The organism is Martinezella lusitana, assembly GCF_016901135.1.
In the GTDB taxonomy this organism is placed as follows: domain Bacteria; phylum Pseudomonadota; class Alphaproteobacteria; order Rhizobiales; family Rhizobiaceae; genus Rhizobium; species Rhizobium lusitanum_D.
Window position 1 is genome coordinate 490,043 of sequence record NZ_JAFEVL010000045.1, and the last position, 14,927, is coordinate 504,969.

Here is a 14,927-nt window from a genome sequence, read left to right on the forward strand (position 1 = left end):
TCAAGGCTGCTTGGACATGTGGAGCGCGCAAGCGCGCGCATTGGCTTGTGCCTCGCTTCATGCGAGAAAGCGTATGATGAAACAGATCATGGAGTTCGCTTGACCATCGGGCTTGCGCATGCCGAGCTGATCGCGGTCCTGACGGCTGTCACGGGCAATGATCCCAGGGTGATGACGGTGCGTTCGGGCGAAGCCTTGCCGTCCGGTCCGTTCGAGCTTGGGCACCGCACGCTGCAAAGCGGGCTTCGCGAGTGGATCAGGGAGCAGACGGCTCATCCCGTCGGCTATCTGGAGCAGCTCTATACCTTCGCCGATCGCGACCGAAACAATGAGATCCTTGGCGGGCGGACGATCTCGATCAGCTATCTCGGTCTGGTGCGCGAACAGGCGGCGCCTGGCGGCGGCTCACCAGGATGGCACGGCTGGTACGAATATCTCCCCTGGGAAGACCATCGCAATGGTCGGCCGGCAATTCTCGATAATATCGCCGACCGCCTTGCGCTCTGGGCCGACGGCGATGGGACGAGGCGTGACCAACGCCGGCGCCGTATCGATTTCGCCTTTGGATTGAACGGCGCCCCATGGAACGAAGACATGGTTTTGCAGCGCTACGAACTGCTTTATGAAGCCGGCATCGTCGCTGAGGCGGGCTGTGAACAGTCGCGCACTTTCGGCCGGCCGATGTTTGCCGATCACCGCCGTATCCTCGCCACCGGCATGGCGCGGCTGCGGGCCAAGATCAAGTACCGCCCGGTCGTCTTCGAGCTCATGCCTGGGAATTTCACGCTTCTGCAATTGCAGCGAACCGTCGAGGCGCTGGCAGGCCTGACGCTGCACAAGCAGAATTTCCGCCGGCTGATCGAGCAGCAGGACTTGGTGGAAGAGACCGGCGGCTCCGAAAGCGAGACTGGCGGCCGCCCGGCAAAGCTCTTCCGCTTCCGTCACGCCATCCTCGAAGAACGCGAATTCGCCGGAACGAAATTACCGCTCTCTCGCAATTGACATATGCTCATATCGAGAATATCTATTTGCGCATAATATGCTCAAAGTGAGTATAACAAGGAGCCGGTCATGAATCTTCCCGTATCCGCATCCTCCCTCTATGATCGTGTCAGCCGTGTCATCCCCAAAGCCGAATGGCTGACGTTTGAGGATGATGTCGAGGCCATCCTCGAACTGAAGCGGCGGCGCAACGCTGTCATTCTCGCTCACAACTACCAGACGCCGGAGATCTTCCACGGCGTTGCCGATATCGTTGGCGACAGCCTGGCGCTGGCGCGCAAGGCCATCGAGGTCGACGCCGATATCATCGTGCTTGCCGGCGTGCACTTCATGGCCGAGACCGCCAAGCTGCTGAACCCCGAAAAGACGGTACTGATTCCGGATATGGGGGCGGGTTGTTCGCTCGCGGATTCGATCACGCCCGAGGATATCGCCCTGCTGCGGCAGGCGCATCCGGGCGTCCCTGTCGTCACCTACGTGAATACGTCGGCCGCCGTGAAGGCGGCATCCGATATCTGCTGCACTTCGGGCAATGCCAAACAGGTGGTGGAATCGCTCGGTGTGCCGAGAGTGCTGATGCTTCCGGACGAATATCTGGCGCGCAACGTCGCGCGCGAAACCAATGTCGAGCTCATTGCCTGGCATGGACACTGCGAGGTCCATGAACTCTTCACCGCCGATGACGTGCGTCAGCTTCGCGAGAACTATCCTGGTATCACCGTGCTTGCACATCCCGAATGCCCGCCCGATGTCGTCAAGGAAGCGGATTTTGCCGGCTCGACCGCCGTCATGTCCGATTATGTCGGCAACAGGCGTCCGGCACGCGTCGTGCTTCTGACGGAATGTTCGATGAGCGACAACGTCGCCGTGCATCATCCCGACGTCGAGTTCATCCGGCCCTGCAATCTCTGCCCGCACATGAAGCGCATCACCCTCGGCAATATTCGCAAGGCGCTGGAACAGGGCCAACATGAAGTGACCATCGATCCGGCGATCGCGGTCGCTGCACGTCGCGCGGTGGAAAGGATGCTGGCGATATGAGCGAGATCCTCGAGGAACTAAGCGGCCGCATCGTCATCGTCGGCAGCGGTCTTGCCGGGCTGATGACGGCGTTGACCTTGGCGCCGGAGCCGACCGTGATCGTAACGCGCGCCGCGCTCGGCGGGGAATCGTCGAGCGCCTGGGCGCAGGGCGGCATCGCCGCCAGCATGGGTGACGACGATAGTGCTGCGTTGCACCTGGCCGATACGCTTGCCGCCGGCGACGGGCTTTGCGATTTGAAGATGGCTGCGAGCATCGTCGCAGAAGCGCCCGCTGCCATCGCTGCACTGGAGCGGGCTGGCGTTCAGTTTGATCGCAATGGTGCCGGCGTACTATCATTGGGCCTTGAAGCGGCTCATTCACGTCGCCGTATCGTGCATGCGAAAGGCGACGGCTCGGGTGCGGCCATTGTCCGCGCTCTTGTTGACACGGTTGCACGGACCCCGTCGATCACGGTGCTTGAGGGTTACCGGGCACAACGCCTGTTGCTGGATGGCGACCATATCGCCGGCCTGCTGTGCGCAACGGAAGAGGGGGCAGTCATCCTGCCATCCTCGCGCGTCGTGCTTGCGACGGGCGGCATCGGCGGGCTGTACGATGCCACGACCAATCCTGTTGGCAATTTCGGGCAGGGGATCGCGCTTGCCGCGCGGGCCGGAGCACTGCTTGCCGACATGGAATTCGTGCAGTTCCATCCGACGGCACTCGATAGTCGCCGGCGGCCGTTAGCACTCGTTAGCGAGGCGGTTCGCGGCGAGGGCGCCATGCTCGTCAATGAGAAAAACGAGCGCTTCATGGCTGAGGTCGATGGCGCCGAATTGGCCCCCCGCGATGTTGTCGCGCGCGCGATCAGCGCGGAGATCGCGCGCGGCGGCCGGGTCTTTCTCGATGCCCGCCAGGCGCTCGGCAGTCGTTTCGCGGCGCGTTTCCCTGTCATCGACGCGCTTTGCGGCGAGGCCGGCGTCGATCCATCGCGTGATCTCATTCCGGTGCGCCCGGCCGTCCACTATCATATGGGCGGCGTGGCCACGGACGAGAATGGCCGCAGTTCCGTGCCCGGCCTATGGGTCGTGGGTGAGGCGGCCTCCACCGGCCTGCACGGGGCCAACCGCCTTGCCAGCAATTCGCTGCTGGAGGCCGCGGTCATGGGCATGCGGGCGGCGCATGATATTCGCAGCCTGGACACGAAGCCGGCGAAGTTGCCGCAAGACGATCTGAACGTTGTGGCACCCGATCCATCGCTCGTTCGGCCGATCGTCTCGCGCCATCTTGGCGTGCTGCGCAACGCTGGCGCGATTCATGGCGCGATCGCAGCCCTCCTGCCGCTGTTCGACAGCGAGGGCCCGGCCGCAGATCCGGCTCTCGTCGCGCTGCTGATCGCCGTCTTTGCCAGCTTGAGGACGGAATCGCGCGGTGCTCATGCCCGCACCGATTTTCCGCTGAAGCAGCATCATGCGCAGCGTCGCATGATGCGTCTGTCGGATGCCCTGGATATTGCCAGATCCGTCATCCCCTATTCCTTTGCCAGGAGCGCCTGACATGACCCTCGTTCCCCTTCCGCGCCTCATCGTCGAGCCGCTGGTGCGCAATGCGCTTCTTGAGGATCTCGGCCTTGCCGGTGACGTTACGTCTACAGCCGTTATCCCTGCGACCCATCGTTCCAGAGTGGCGATGGTGACACGTCAGCCGGGTGTGGTTGCCGGCCTCGACGCCTCGGAACTCGCCTTCCAGCTCGTCGATCCCGGCATCACCATGACCCGTCATGTGCCTGATGGCACGAAGGTCGAGGCAGGCGAAGTGATCGCAACGATCGAGGGACCGTCGCGCGGCCTGCTGACGGCCGAACGCACCGCCCTGAATTTCCTCGGCCATCTCTCGGGCATCGCATCCGTGACTGGCGGCATTGTCGAAGCGATCGCCGGCATGAAGGCATCGATCGTCTGCACCCGCAAGACGACGCCGGGTCTGAGGGCACTGGAGAAATATGCGGTACGCGCCGGCGGTGGCATGAACCATCGTTTTGCGCTCTATGACGCGGTCCTGATCAAGGACAATCATGTCGCCATTGCTGGCGGTGTCGTTGAGGCGATCCGTCGCGCCAAAGCTGGCGTGGGCCATATGGTCAAGATCGAAGTCGAGGTCGATACGCTGGAACAGCTTCGCGAAGCGATGGCCGAAGGTGTGGATGCCGTGCTGCTTGACAATATGACGCCGGATCAGCTTCGTAACGCCGTCGATATCGTCGCCGGGCGCGCAATCACCGAAGCATCTGGCCGTATCACGCCGGCAACCGCTGCCGCGATCGCTGCCTCCGGCGTTGATCTCATTTCGGTGGGATGGCTGACGCATAGCGCGCCGACGCTCGATATCGGGCTGGACTGGAAGGCGGCGGCCTGAGCCGCCACTTGGGCCTTCACACCACGACCGGCACCTGCGCCCCATCCATGCTGATGACGACGCCGGTGACGTAGCTGGCCTTGGCCGAGCTGAGGAAGGCAGCGACATTGGCGATGTCGGCTGGATCGGCCATGCGGCCGATCGGGATACGCCGCAAGGCGTCGGCTAGCGCCTCTTCCTCCGTCGAGCCGGCCAGTTTCGCCGATGCCTTCAGGCCCTCGGCCACGCGGTCCGTCTCCGTCAGGCCGGGATTGAGCCCGACGACGCGCACGCCCTGGCCGGCATAGGCATTGGCCAGGCCGACGCTTGCAAGCATCAGAGCGGCATTGGCAGCGCCGCCGGCAAGATGGGTCGGCGAGGCGATCTTGCCGCCATTGCCGATGATATTGATGACGGCGCCAGAGCCGCGCCCACCCATGCGTTTGATCACGGGATCGAGCACGTTGATGTAGGAGAAATACTTCGCGTCCATCGCGGCGCGCCAGATAGAAGGCGTCAGGTCCTGCACCGGCGTGCGCATCGCGGCGCCGGCGCTGTTGACGAGGATATCGATGGGGCCGATCTCGGCCTCGACCTTGTCGACGACTTCAAGCGCTTGCTGGTCGGATGTCAGGTCGGCGACATAGCCGCGCGCTCCGGAGAGTTTCGACAATGCCGTGTCGATATTGGCTTGCGCGCGCGAACAGATGGCGACGCGTGCGCCTTCTGACAGAAAGAGTTCAGCGCAGGCATAGCCGATGCCCTTCGAGCCGCCTGTGATCAGAACGACTTTATCCTTGAGGCCAAGGTCCATGAGATGTCTCCGGGTGCATTGCAAAAGGGTCCGCAAGCTACGACCGGAAATCCATGCCGTACAGAGTGGCAGCCGTCACAGCTTGTTTACCGGTCTCTACGAAAGGCGCTTGGCCTTCAGCACGGAGACGGCGGTTTCGCTGTTGTGGACATAGTCATGGGCATCGGGCTGCTTCTGCACCAGCAGAATGAACAGCAAATCCGTCAACATCAGCTGTGCGTCGCGCGCCGTAATCGACGAAGAGCGGACGCGATCCTCGTCGCCGACGGTATGAAGGCGGATATCGGCGACACGGGCGAGCGGATTGTCCTGAAGCCCGGTAACGGCAATGACCGTCGCCTTGCGCTGGCTTGCCAGTTCGGCGATCCGCAGCGTCTCGATGCTGGTGCCGGAATAGGAAAGGGCGAAGAGCAGGTCGTCCGGCCCGAGCGTCGATGCATTGGCCATCTGCACATGGCTGTCGCTGTCATGCAGGACGTTGCGGCCGAGCTTCATCAGCTTGTAGGAAAAGTCGCGGGCGACCAGGGACGAGGCGCCGACGCCGGCCAGATGGATGCGTCTGGCATCGTGGAGGGCTTCCAGCGCCTTTTCGATGTCGGCCTCATTATTCACCGAAATGGTCTGCTGCATGGCCTGCAATTTACTGCCCAACAGTTTCTGCAGGATGGTCAGATAGCCGTCGTCCACTTCGATCGTGCCGTGGATCATGCCAGCCGGGGCCGGCCACTCCTGGGCTTTCGCCTCGCTGACGGCGAGCTTCAGCTCCTGATAGCCGGCATAGCCTAGCTTCTGGCTGAACTTGACGACGCTCGACTGGCTGCGGCCGGTTTCGACCGCAAGCGCCGCCGATGAGAGGCGCAACATCTGGTCGGGGTTTTCGACGATGAATTGCCCGATCTGGCGGTCGGCGGGCGCCATGGTCTCGAGCTGCGCGCTGATTTTCTTTAAGATGGACATCTGTTCCTTCGGGCCGCCGAGGCCGATTCACGCGTCATCACGAGCACACCAAAAATAACATCTGAGCGAAGCGGGGCAACCGTGCTTCGAGCAATGAAGGTTATCACAGAGAATTGGAATAAAAAATTCCAATTCCCGTTGACAGTATGGAATGGGCGAATAGTCTTCAGCGAGAAGCAGGTGGCGGAGTCTCTGGGACTTCGCACCTCTCTTCAACGGGTTCTGATCATGGATAGACTTCGCATCTCCGGCGGCAAAAGGTTGCAGGGTGCCGTGACGATTTCAGGCGCCAAGAATGCTGCCTTGCCGCAGATCGCGGCAGCGCTCTTGAGCCCACATCCGCTGGAGCTCACCAACCTGCCGTTAGTGAGTGACGTCGAGAACATGCTTGGCGTCATTGCCCTTCATGGGGCGAACATCACCCGCGCGGCACACGGCACCACGATCGATTCGAGCGCCATCGTCTCGAAGGAAACCTCCTACGATACCGTCCGGCGCATGCGGGCGACGGTCCTGGTGCTGGCGCCGTTGCTTGCCCGTTTCGGTCAGGCGCGCGTCTCCCTTCCCGGCGGCTGTGCCATCGGTGCTCGGCCTGTCGACATGCATATCAAGGCGCTGGCGACCCTGGGCGCCAATATCGCGATCGAAAGCGGCCTGATCGTCGCCTCGGCCGCCAATGGGCTCAAGGGCGCCCGTATCGTGCTGAGCTCGCCGTCGGTCGGTGCGACGGAGACGGCTATGATGGCCGCTTGCGCCGCCAAGGGCGAGACGGAAATCCTGAATGCCGCGCGTGAGCCGGAAGTTGCCGATCTCGCCGCCTGCCTCAGCGCCATGGGTGCGCGGATCGAAGGGGCGGGCACGCATCGCATCCTGATCGATGGCGACACCAGCTGGCGTCCCGCCAAACACCACGGCATCCCCGACCGCATCGAGGCGGGCACCTATGCCGTAGCCGCCGCCATCACCGGCGGACAGCTCGAGCTCATCCATGCCCGGTTGGAAAATCTGGCCTCGGTCGTGCAGGCGCTGGAGGCCATGGGCGTCAGCGTCTGGCCGAGCGACCGTGGTCTCGTGGTTTCGAGAGACGGTCCGCTCAAGGGCGCCGACCTCACCACCGAACCCTATCCGGGCTTCCCGACCGATCTGCAGGCGCAATTCATGGCTCTTGCCTGCTGCGCCGAGGGCGCGTCGCTGATCCGCGAGACGGTGTTTGAAAATCGCTTCATGCATGTGCCGGAGCTGATGCGGCTGGGAGCCAACATCACCCTGCAGGGCACGACTGCTCTCGTGCGGGGTGGTGCGCCGCTCAAGGGGGCGCAGGTGATGGCCACGGACCTTCGCGCCTCCGTCTCGCTGGTGCTGGCGGCGCTCGTGTCGGAAGGCGAGACCGTCGTCAATCGCGTCTATCATCTCGATCGCGGCTACGAGCAGCTCGATCGCAAGCTTCGCCTCTGCGGCGCCGATATCGAGCGGCTGACGTCATGACCGCTGCAGCAGAAAATGCCCCATATTTCCTTGGCGTCGATGGCGGCGGCACCGGCTGCCGCGCCCGCATCGAGGATGCCGCCGGCACGATATTGGGGCAGGGATTGTCCGGTCCCGCGACGACGCGGCTCGGCATTGAGGAAGCATGGGCGTCGATCGCCAGGGCTTTCGATGCCGCAATCGAAGAGGCGGGTCTAAGCGCTTCCGATATCAAGCGTATCCATGCAGGCGTCGGGCTGGCCGGTATCAGCCGCAAGGGTGCGCTTGCGGCTCTCAGAGCCATAGAGCATCCCTTCGCCAGCATCGATTTCGTCAGCGATGGCGAGGGGGCCTGCCTCGGCGCCCATTCCGGCCGCGATGGGGCGATCGTCATTGCCGGCACGGGGTCGATCGGGCTCGGTCTCGTCGAGGGCCGGCAATTGCGGGTCGGTGGTTATGGTTTTCCGATCTCGGACGAGGGCAGTGGCGCTTACCTCGGGCTGAAGGCGGTGCAGCTTGCTCTGCGCGCCCATGATGGCCGCGAGCAGAAGACGGCATTATTGGCCGAGATCATGCAGCGATTCCAGAACGATCACATGGAAGCGGTGGCCTGGATGGATCGCGCATCCGCCACCGACTATGCGACACTTGCGCCGATGGTTCTTCGTCATGCCGACCAGGGCGATGCCGTGGCACGCCGCATCGTACAAAGCGCGGCAGGGCATATCGACACATTGGTTCGCACCCTGTTCGAGAAGGGCGCGCCGCGTGTCTGCCTGCTTGGCGGCCTGGCGAGTCCGCTCGAGCCCTGGCTTGCACCGGACGTGCGCCGCAGCCTCAAGCCCATCGATGGCGATGCGGTTTCGGGTGCTATCATCCTCGCCAGAAGGGCGATCTGCCAGCGTTGACAGGAAGATTGGTGCGGGCGGTTTCTAGCACGATAAAATGGAATATTTTATTCCTTTTTTGATTGACTGAAGGAATAAACGGACATAGTGTTAATAAAGGTAAACAGGGAATGGGCGCAGAACGAAGCCGAAAAGGCCGGCTGCATCCTGGTTGATTTCAGTCTTCCGTTTTGTTGAAAACCGAACTTTGCCGGGGCGGGTCCGATGCTTCATCGGTCGGGCTTGTCATCTCCTTATCTATTGATATCGAAGCGTTATTTCGAGAGCAGACCCATGACAGAGCAGAAGTTGATATCCGAACTGGAGCAGTTGGTTTCCGAAGGCCGCAATCCGAACACGATGCATATCGATCTGCTGCCGACCTTCGATATCCTGCGCGAGATTAATTATGCGGATCAGACGGTGCCGATCGCCGTCGAAAAGGTCATTCCGGCGATCGCCGCTGCCGTCAACCAGATCGTCGTCGCCTTCCAGAAGGGTGGTCGGCTGATCTACATGGGGGCAGGGACCAGCGGCCGGCTCGGCGTTCTCGACGCTTCCGAATGCCCGCCGACGTTCAGCGTGCCGCCGGACATGGTCATCGGCCTGATTGCTGGCGGTCCGGATGCGCTGCGGCGCTCGATCGAGGGAGCCGAGGACGATCCGGAGCAGGGGCGTCAGGCACTGGAAGAGATCAATCTGACGAAGGACGATGTCGTTGTTGGCATCGCCGTCAGCGGCCGCACCCCTTATGTCATCGGTGGCTTGAACTATGCGAAGAGCATCGGCGCCTTTACGGCTGCCCTGTCGTGCAATCCCAATTCCATCATTGCCGGCATCGCCGATCTGGCGATTTCCCCGGTCGTCGGGCCTGAAATCCTGACCGGTTCGACGCGCCTGAAGTCCGGCACGGCACAGAAGCTCATCCTCAACATGCTGACGACGGCAAGCATGATCCGCATCGGCAAGAGCTATCAGAATCTGATGGTCGACGTCAGCGCGAGCAACAAGAAGCTGGTGGCGCGCGCCGCGCGCATCGTTATGCAGGCAACCGGCTGTTCGCAGCAGGAGGCACGCCGTGTCCTCGATCTGACGGGAAACGACGTCAAGCTTGCCATTCTCATGGAAATAACCGGAATGGGCATTGAAGAAGCCCGCACGGCATTGCAAAACGCTGATGGGTTCCTGCGCAAGGCCATCAACACGAAGACTGCTTAAAGGGACGTCGCGGCGCGCCGCGATCGTAATCAATTGGCCAAAAACGGCCGGGGACATTTGAAAAAAATCGGAGGGATAGGAATGGAACGGCATTTTGCAAGGAAACTGATTTCGGGGGTGGTGCTGGCGGCAGGACTAGGCATGGCGGCGGTCGCCATACCGGCGCAGGCAGCGACGCTGCGCATGGCGTGGTCGCAGGACGCGACCGGGCTCGACCCGCACAAGCAGACGGCGTTCTCCTCCATCCGCCTGTTGGAGCTGATTTATGAACCGCTCGTTCGCCTCGACGGCAATCTGCAGATTGTGCCCGGCATTGCCGACAGCTGGCAGTTTTCGCCCGACGGCAAGCAGCTGACCTTCAAGCTCAACGCCAAGGCGAAGTTCCAGAACGGCGCACCGGTGACCTCGGCTGACGTGAAGGCTTCCTTCCAGCGCATTCTCGACCAGGCGACCGGTGCTGTCGCCCGCGCCAACTTCCTGTCGATCGCGAGCATCGATACGCCCGACGCCAATACCGTTGTGTTCAACCTGTCGCAGCCCGACGTTCCGATCCTGACGGCGATGACCAGCCTCAATGCGGCGATTGTTCCGGCAAGCGAAATTACCGCCGGCACCATCGGCACGAAGGCGATCGGCTCCGGCCCCTTCAAGCTCGACAGCTGGGTTCCGAATTCCAAGGAAGTGCTGAGCGCCAACAAGGACTGGGCAGGCGGCGCCGTCGGCGTCGACGGCATCAATATCAGCGTACTGCCCGATGAAACGGCGATCCTCGCCTCGCTGCGCACCGGCCAAATCGATTTCGCGCTCCTGAACGATCCGCTCGTGGCGACGCTGGTGCCCAAGGAGCCGAAGCTGCAGCTCACCCGCACGCCTGTGCTTTCCTACAATGTCCTGCAGCTCAATCCCTCCCGCAAGCCGATGGATCAGCTGGCCGTGCGCCAGGCGATCTCCTGTGCCATCGACCGCAAGGACGTGATGGATACGGCCGCGCTCGGCGAAGGCAAGGTGACCGGGCCGTTGACCATGCCGCTCTACGCCACCGATCCAGGCCAGCTTTTCTGCTATACGCGCGACGTGGCGAAGGCAAAGAAGCTGATGGCCGATGCCGGCTTTGCCAGCGGCTTTTCGGCGACCGTGATCGCCGCCACCGGCGAGCCGCCGACGGCGACAGCCGAAGCGCAGGTCATCCAGTCGCAGCTCGCCGAAATCGGCATCAAGCTCGATATCAAGGTGATGGAGCTCAACGTCTACGTCGACACCTGGCTGAAGGGCAATTTCGACATGGCGGTCGCGCTCAACGGCGGCAGCGCCGATCCCTATTCCATGTACAACCGCTACTGGACGAAGACCGGCAATCTGCAGAAGGTCGCCAATTACATCGACGACACGCTCGATAGCCTGATGCAGAAGGGACGCGTCGAAACCGACCCGGCCAAGCGCAAGGCGATCTTTGCCGAATTCGAGACGCACATCGCCGAAGTCTCGCCCTGGATCTGGCTCTACACGGCTTATGGCTACACGGCCGAGCAGAAGAATGTTCAGGGCTTTGTGCCGACGCCGACAGGCTCGCTGTTCGGTCTCGCCAAAGTCTCGATCAAGTGACGACGGCCGAGGTCTAGGGGAAGTGCCATGGGATACCTGACGCGCCGGCTGATGATATTCCCGCTGATCATGCTGGGCGTATCCATCCTCGTCTTCGTCGCCATCCGGCTGGTGCCGGGCGATGCGATCACGGCGATGCTCGGAACCAATGCGGGCCTGCTGACGCCGGAGCAGCGGCAGGCTCTGGCCGCCTATTTCGGCATCGACCAGTCCTGGCCTGTTCAGTACTGGCATTGGCTCCTGGGCATATTCCAGGGCAATCTCGGCATATCAGTCACCTACGGCAAGCCGGTGGTCGACATCATCCTCGAGCGTTTCCCGCTGACGCTCGAGCTTGCGTTGCTTTCCATGGTGATCGCGCTTGCCATCGGCCTGCCGGCGGGCGTCTTTGCCGCCACGCGAAACGGGAGGTTCTCCGATCTTGCCGTGCGCATCGTCGCCATGATCGGGCAATCGACGCCGAATTTCGTTCTCGGGCTTCTGCTGATCTATGCATTGTCGGCCGGTTTCGGCGTGTTGCCGACCATGGGTGAGTTCACGCCGCTTTGGCAGGATCCGCTCGGCAATCTCGGCCAGATGATCCTGCCGGCATTGACGCTCGGCTTCGCCTTCGCCGCCTCGGTCACGCGCGTCGTGCGCTCGGCCATGCTCGATGTTCTGAGTGATGATTATGTCCGCACGGCCCGCAGCCGTGGTGTGCCGGCACGCAGCGTCATCTGGCGGCACGCATTGCCGAACGCGCTGATCCCGGTGGTGACGCTCAGTGGTGTCGAGTTCGGCTATCTTCTCGGCGGCGCTGTGCTTGTCGAGCAGATTTATGCTCTGCCCGGACTCGGGCGCATGGTGCTCGACGCCATCCTGCAGCGCGATTATGCCCTGGTGCAGGGTAGCGTGCTGTTCATCGCCTTCAACTTCATGATCGTCAACCTGCTCGTCGATCTCGCCTATGTCGCGCTCGATCCGCGCGTCCGTCTGGGAGAGGGTTGATGCGGATCGTCAAGGCCATTTTCGGACATATGAGCGGCCGGATCGGCGGCATCATCGTTCTCATCTACATCGTGCTTGCCATTCTCGGCATGCTGGGGCTCACCCCGCACGATCCATTGATGCAGAACCGGATCGACCGGCTGCATGCCCCCAATCTCACCTATTGGATGGGCACCGATCTCTTCGGCCGCGATGTCGCAAGCCGGCTGATGAATGGCATCGGAGAATCCTTCACCGTCGCCTTCCTGTCCGTTGCCGCCGCAAGCCTGATCGGCACCGTGCTCGGTTTGACCGCGGCCTGGTCCGGAAAGCGCTGGGACGGCGTGATCATGCGGACGATGGACGTACTGCTAGCCTTCCCGGCGATCCTCCTCGCGCTCCTGATCATCGCCATCGTCGGGCCGGGCACCTGGACCAGCGTCGCGGCGATCGCGATCGTCTATACGCCGATCTTTACCCGCGTCGTGCGCGGTCCAGCCCTTTCGTTGAAGGGCCGCGACTTCGTCGATGCCGCCCGCACCTTCGGCAGCAGCAGGTCCTATATCCTGACGCGGCATCTGTTGCTCAATCTCGTCGCGCCGCTGACCGTGCAGGTGACGCTGGCGCTCGCCTGGTCGCTGCTGACAGAAGCGGGCCTGAGCTTTCTCGGTTTGGGAACACAGCCGCCGGCCTCCTCGCTCGGGCTGATGCTGAGCGACAGCCGCAACCTCATGGAAACGGCACCCTGGCTGCTGATCTTCCCCGGCATAACCATCATGATCTCTATTCTCGGCTTCAACCTGCTCGGCGATGCCCTGCGCGATATTCTCGATCCGAAAATGCGGAGGTCGACCGTATGAGCCCGCTGCTATCGGTCTCTAATCTCCGCGTCGGTTTCGGCCGCAATCCGGAAGCCAATCCCATCGTTCGCGGCGTCAGTTTTGACCTCGAAGCCGGCGAGACGCTGGCGATCGTCGGCGAGAGCGGGTCGGGCAAATCCGTGACAGCCCTTTCGATCAATCGCCTGGTCGATTTCGGCGGCGGCCGCATCGTCGGCGGCTCGATCCGGCTGAAACGTGCCGACAACAGCGTTCTCGACCTGACCACGGTCGGCGAGGCACAGCTAACGAAGATCCGCGGTGCCGAGATCGGCATGATCTTCCAGGAGCCGATGACCTCGCTTAATCCGGTGCTGACGATCGGCACGCAGATCGAAGAATCGTTCCGGCTGCATCGCGGACTGACCGGCGGCCAAGCAAAGGCGGCCGCCAAGGATGCGCTCGATCGCGTGCGCATTCCCGATGCCGCGCGGCGCCTGACCTATTGCCCGAACCAGCTTTCCGGCGGCATGCTTCAGCGCGTGATGATCGCGACGGCGCTCGCCTGCAATCCACGCCTGCTGATCGCCGACGAGCCGACGACGGCGCTCGACGTGACCGTGCAGGCGCAGATCATGGCGTTGCTCGCCGAGCTGAAGCGCGAGACCGGCATGTCGATGATCTTCATCACCCACGATATCGGCCTTGTCGCCGGCATTGCCGACAAGGTCATGGTGATGCAGGCCGGAGAGGCGGTCGAGCAGGGCGAGCTCAACCAGATCCTCGACAACCCCACTCATCCTTATACGCAGCACCTGTTGCATTCAGTTCCGCATTTCGCGGCCGGACGTGCGGCGCGCACGGATTTCCAGCGTGATGAAGCGCCAGCCAAGCCGGCGTTGAAAGTGGATGGTTTGACCGTCCGTTTTCCGGTGTCGGGTAGTTTCCTGCGCCGTCCGACAGGCGCCGTCCATGCCGTCGAAGAGGTTGGCTTTGACCTGATGCCCGGCGAGACGCTGGCGATCGTCGGTGAAAGCGGGTCAGGCAAATCCACGACCGCGCGGGCGATCCTTGGATTGGTCAAGTCGACGCGCGGTACGTTTACGACCCATGGCGGCAAGGCCGCCGACCGCACGAGCGCGGTGCAGATGGTCTTCCAGAACCCTTACGCCTCGCTCAATCCGAGGCTTCGGATCGACAGTATCCTCGCCGAACCGGTGATCGCGGCCGGTGGCCGTCTGTCGGCAGGCACGCGCGAGCGGATGGTCATGCTGCTGAAACGGGTCGGATTGCCGGAAAATGCGCTTGAGCGCTACCCCCACGAGTTTTCGGGCGGCCAGCGCCAGAGGCTGTGCATCGCGCGCGCCCTGATGCTGAACCCGTCCGTGCTGGTACTCGATGAGGCGGTGTCCGCACTCGACGTCTCCGTGCAGGCGCAGGTCCTGAACCTGTTGGTCGAGCTCCAGCGCGAATATGGGCTTGCCTATCTGTTCATCTCGCATGACATGGCCGTGGTGGAGCGGATCGCTCATCGCATCGCCGTGCTCTATGCCGGCCAGATCGTCGAGATTGGTGACGCCGCCTCGATCTTGTCGCAGCCCAAGCATTCCTATACCAGGCGGCTGATTTCGGCGGTTCCGACGGTCGCACGGCGAAAGGAAATTTTCGCGCTCGACACGCGTCAGGTTCCTTCGTTGGTGCGCCCTCTCGGTTTCGAGCCGGCAGCACCCGAATGGCGCCGGTTCGCACCGGATCACATCGCTTTGGCGGAAGCCTGAGCAA

General features: G+C 62.5%; 13 protein-coding genes. 11 read left to right on the top strand and 2 right to left on the bottom strand.

Going from position 1 to position 14,927, the window contains the following annotated elements:
• Window positions 1-99: 99 nt before the first annotated feature.
• The 4 genes from JTP94_RS18130 to nadC all read left to right on the top strand — a co-directional run bounded on the left by JTP94_RS18130 (window position 100) and on the right by nadC (window position 4,440).
• Window positions 100-1,002, top strand: coding sequence for an NrtR DNA-binding winged helix domain-containing protein (locus tag JTP94_RS18130; RefSeq protein ID WP_204851860.1), 903 nt, complete (start codon window positions 100-102; stop codon window positions 1,000-1,002).
• A 69-nt stretch (window positions 1,003-1,071) separates the two neighbouring features.
• Window positions 1,072-2,043 carry a quinolinate synthase NadA gene (nadA, locus tag JTP94_RS18135; RefSeq protein ID WP_204851861.1) on the top strand — a complete coding sequence of 324 codons (972 nt, stop codon included), beginning with the start codon at window positions 1,072-1,074 and terminating at the stop codon, window positions 2,041-2,043.
• Window positions 2,040-3,581, top strand: a complete 1,542-nt coding sequence (locus JTP94_RS18140; protein WP_204851862.1) for an L-aspartate oxidase — start codon at window positions 2,040-2,042, stop codon at window positions 3,579-3,581. The genes nadA and JTP94_RS18140 overlap by 4 nt, the downstream gene beginning before the upstream one ends.
• Window position 3,582: 1 nt before the next feature.
• Window positions 3,583-4,440, top strand: coding sequence for a carboxylating nicotinate-nucleotide diphosphorylase (gene nadC / locus JTP94_RS18145; RefSeq protein WP_204851863.1), 858 nt, complete (start codon window positions 3,583-3,585; stop codon window positions 4,438-4,440).
• A 16-nt stretch (window positions 4,441-4,456) separates the two neighbouring features.
• Here nadC and JTP94_RS18150 read toward each other — a convergent pair whose 3' ends face one another.
• Window positions 4,457-5,233 carry an SDR family oxidoreductase gene (locus JTP94_RS18150; RefSeq protein ID WP_204851864.1) on the bottom strand — a complete coding sequence of 259 codons (777 nt, stop codon included), beginning with the start codon at window positions 5,231-5,233 and terminating at the stop codon, window positions 4,457-4,459.
• 96 nt (window positions 5,234-5,329) lie between these two features.
• Complete coding sequence (locus JTP94_RS18155; protein ID WP_204851865.1) at window positions 5,330-6,190, bottom strand: MurR/RpiR family transcriptional regulator; 861 nt, start codon at window positions 6,188-6,190, stop codon at window positions 5,330-5,332.
• 228 nt (window positions 6,191-6,418) lie between these two features.
• On the opposite strand from JTP94_RS18155, the gene murA reads away from it, so the two are divergent.
• The 7 genes from murA to JTP94_RS18190 all read left to right on the top strand — a co-directional run bounded on the left by murA (window position 6,419) and on the right by JTP94_RS18190 (window position 14,923).
• A complete protein-coding gene (gene murA / locus JTP94_RS18160) occupies window positions 6,419-7,675 on the top strand; it encodes a UDP-N-acetylglucosamine 1-carboxyvinyltransferase (protein ID WP_204851866.1) in 1,257 nt (418 codons plus the stop codon).
• Window positions 7,672-8,562: an N-acetylglucosamine kinase gene (locus JTP94_RS18165; protein ID WP_204851867.1), complete on the top strand. Its 891-nt coding sequence runs from the start codon at window positions 7,672-7,674 to the stop codon at window positions 8,560-8,562. The genes murA and JTP94_RS18165 overlap by 4 nt, the downstream gene beginning before the upstream one ends.
• Window positions 8,563-8,835: 273 nt before the next feature.
• Window positions 8,836-9,759, top strand: a complete 924-nt coding sequence (gene murQ / locus JTP94_RS18170; protein ID WP_204851868.1) for an N-acetylmuramic acid 6-phosphate etherase — start codon at window positions 8,836-8,838, stop codon at window positions 9,757-9,759.
• Between the two features lie 81 nt (window positions 9,760-9,840).
• Complete coding sequence (locus JTP94_RS18175) at window positions 9,841-11,361, top strand: ABC transporter substrate-binding protein (protein ID WP_204851869.1); 1,521 nt, start codon at window positions 9,841-9,843, stop codon at window positions 11,359-11,361.
• A 27-nt stretch (window positions 11,362-11,388) separates the two neighbouring features.
• A complete protein-coding gene (locus tag JTP94_RS18180; protein ID WP_204851870.1) occupies window positions 11,389-12,348 on the top strand; it encodes an ABC transporter permease in 960 nt (319 codons plus the stop codon).
• Window positions 12,348-13,187 carry an ABC transporter permease gene (locus tag JTP94_RS18185; RefSeq protein WP_204851871.1) on the top strand — a complete coding sequence of 280 codons (840 nt, stop codon included), beginning with the start codon at window positions 12,348-12,350 and terminating at the stop codon, window positions 13,185-13,187. Before JTP94_RS18180 ends, JTP94_RS18185 begins: the two co-directional genes overlap by 1 nt.
• A complete protein-coding gene (locus JTP94_RS18190; RefSeq protein ID WP_204851872.1) occupies window positions 13,184-14,923 on the top strand; it encodes an ABC transporter ATP-binding protein in 1,740 nt (579 codons plus the stop codon). Before JTP94_RS18185 ends, JTP94_RS18190 begins: the two co-directional genes overlap by 4 nt.
• Window positions 14,924-14,927: the final 4 nt, after the last annotated feature.

What these genes read in the sequence shown, in the direction of transcription:
- murQ (WP_204851868.1), top strand. Translation starts at nt 8,836, where the DNA reads ATGACAGAGCAGAAGTTGATATCCGAACTGGAGCAGTTGGTTTCCGAA.
- murA (WP_204851866.1), top strand. Translation starts at nt 6,419, where the DNA reads ATGGATAGACTTCGCATCTCCGGCGGCAAAAGGTTGCAGGGTGCCGTG.
- JTP94_RS18150 (WP_204851864.1), bottom strand. Translation starts at nt 5,233, where the DNA reads ATGGACCTTGGCCTCAAGGATAAAGTCGTTCTGATCACAGGCGGCTCG.
- JTP94_RS18180 (WP_204851870.1), top strand. Translation starts at nt 11,389, where the DNA reads ATGGGATACCTGACGCGCCGGCTGATGATATTCCCGCTGATCATGCTG.
- JTP94_RS18185 (WP_204851871.1), top strand. Translation starts at nt 12,348, where the DNA reads ATGCGGATCGTCAAGGCCATTTTCGGACATATGAGCGGCCGGATCGGC.
- nadC (WP_204851863.1), top strand. Translation starts at nt 3,583, where the DNA reads ATGACCCTCGTTCCCCTTCCGCGCCTCATCGTCGAGCCGCTGGTGCGC.
- JTP94_RS18165 (WP_204851867.1), top strand. Translation starts at nt 7,672, where the DNA reads ATGACCGCTGCAGCAGAAAATGCCCCATATTTCCTTGGCGTCGATGGC.
- nadA (WP_204851861.1), top strand. Translation starts at nt 1,072, where the DNA reads ATGAATCTTCCCGTATCCGCATCCTCCCTCTATGATCGTGTCAGCCGT.
- JTP94_RS18190 (WP_204851872.1), top strand. Translation starts at nt 13,184, where the DNA reads ATGAGCCCGCTGCTATCGGTCTCTAATCTCCGCGTCGGTTTCGGCCGC.
- JTP94_RS18140 (WP_204851862.1), top strand. Translation starts at nt 2,040, where the DNA reads ATGAGCGAGATCCTCGAGGAACTAAGCGGCCGCATCGTCATCGTCGGC.
- JTP94_RS18155 (WP_204851865.1), bottom strand. Translation starts at nt 6,190, where the DNA reads ATGTCCATCTTAAAGAAAATCAGCGCGCAGCTCGAGACCATGGCGCCC.
- JTP94_RS18175 (WP_204851869.1), top strand. Translation starts at nt 9,841, where the DNA reads ATGGAACGGCATTTTGCAAGGAAACTGATTTCGGGGGTGGTGCTGGCG.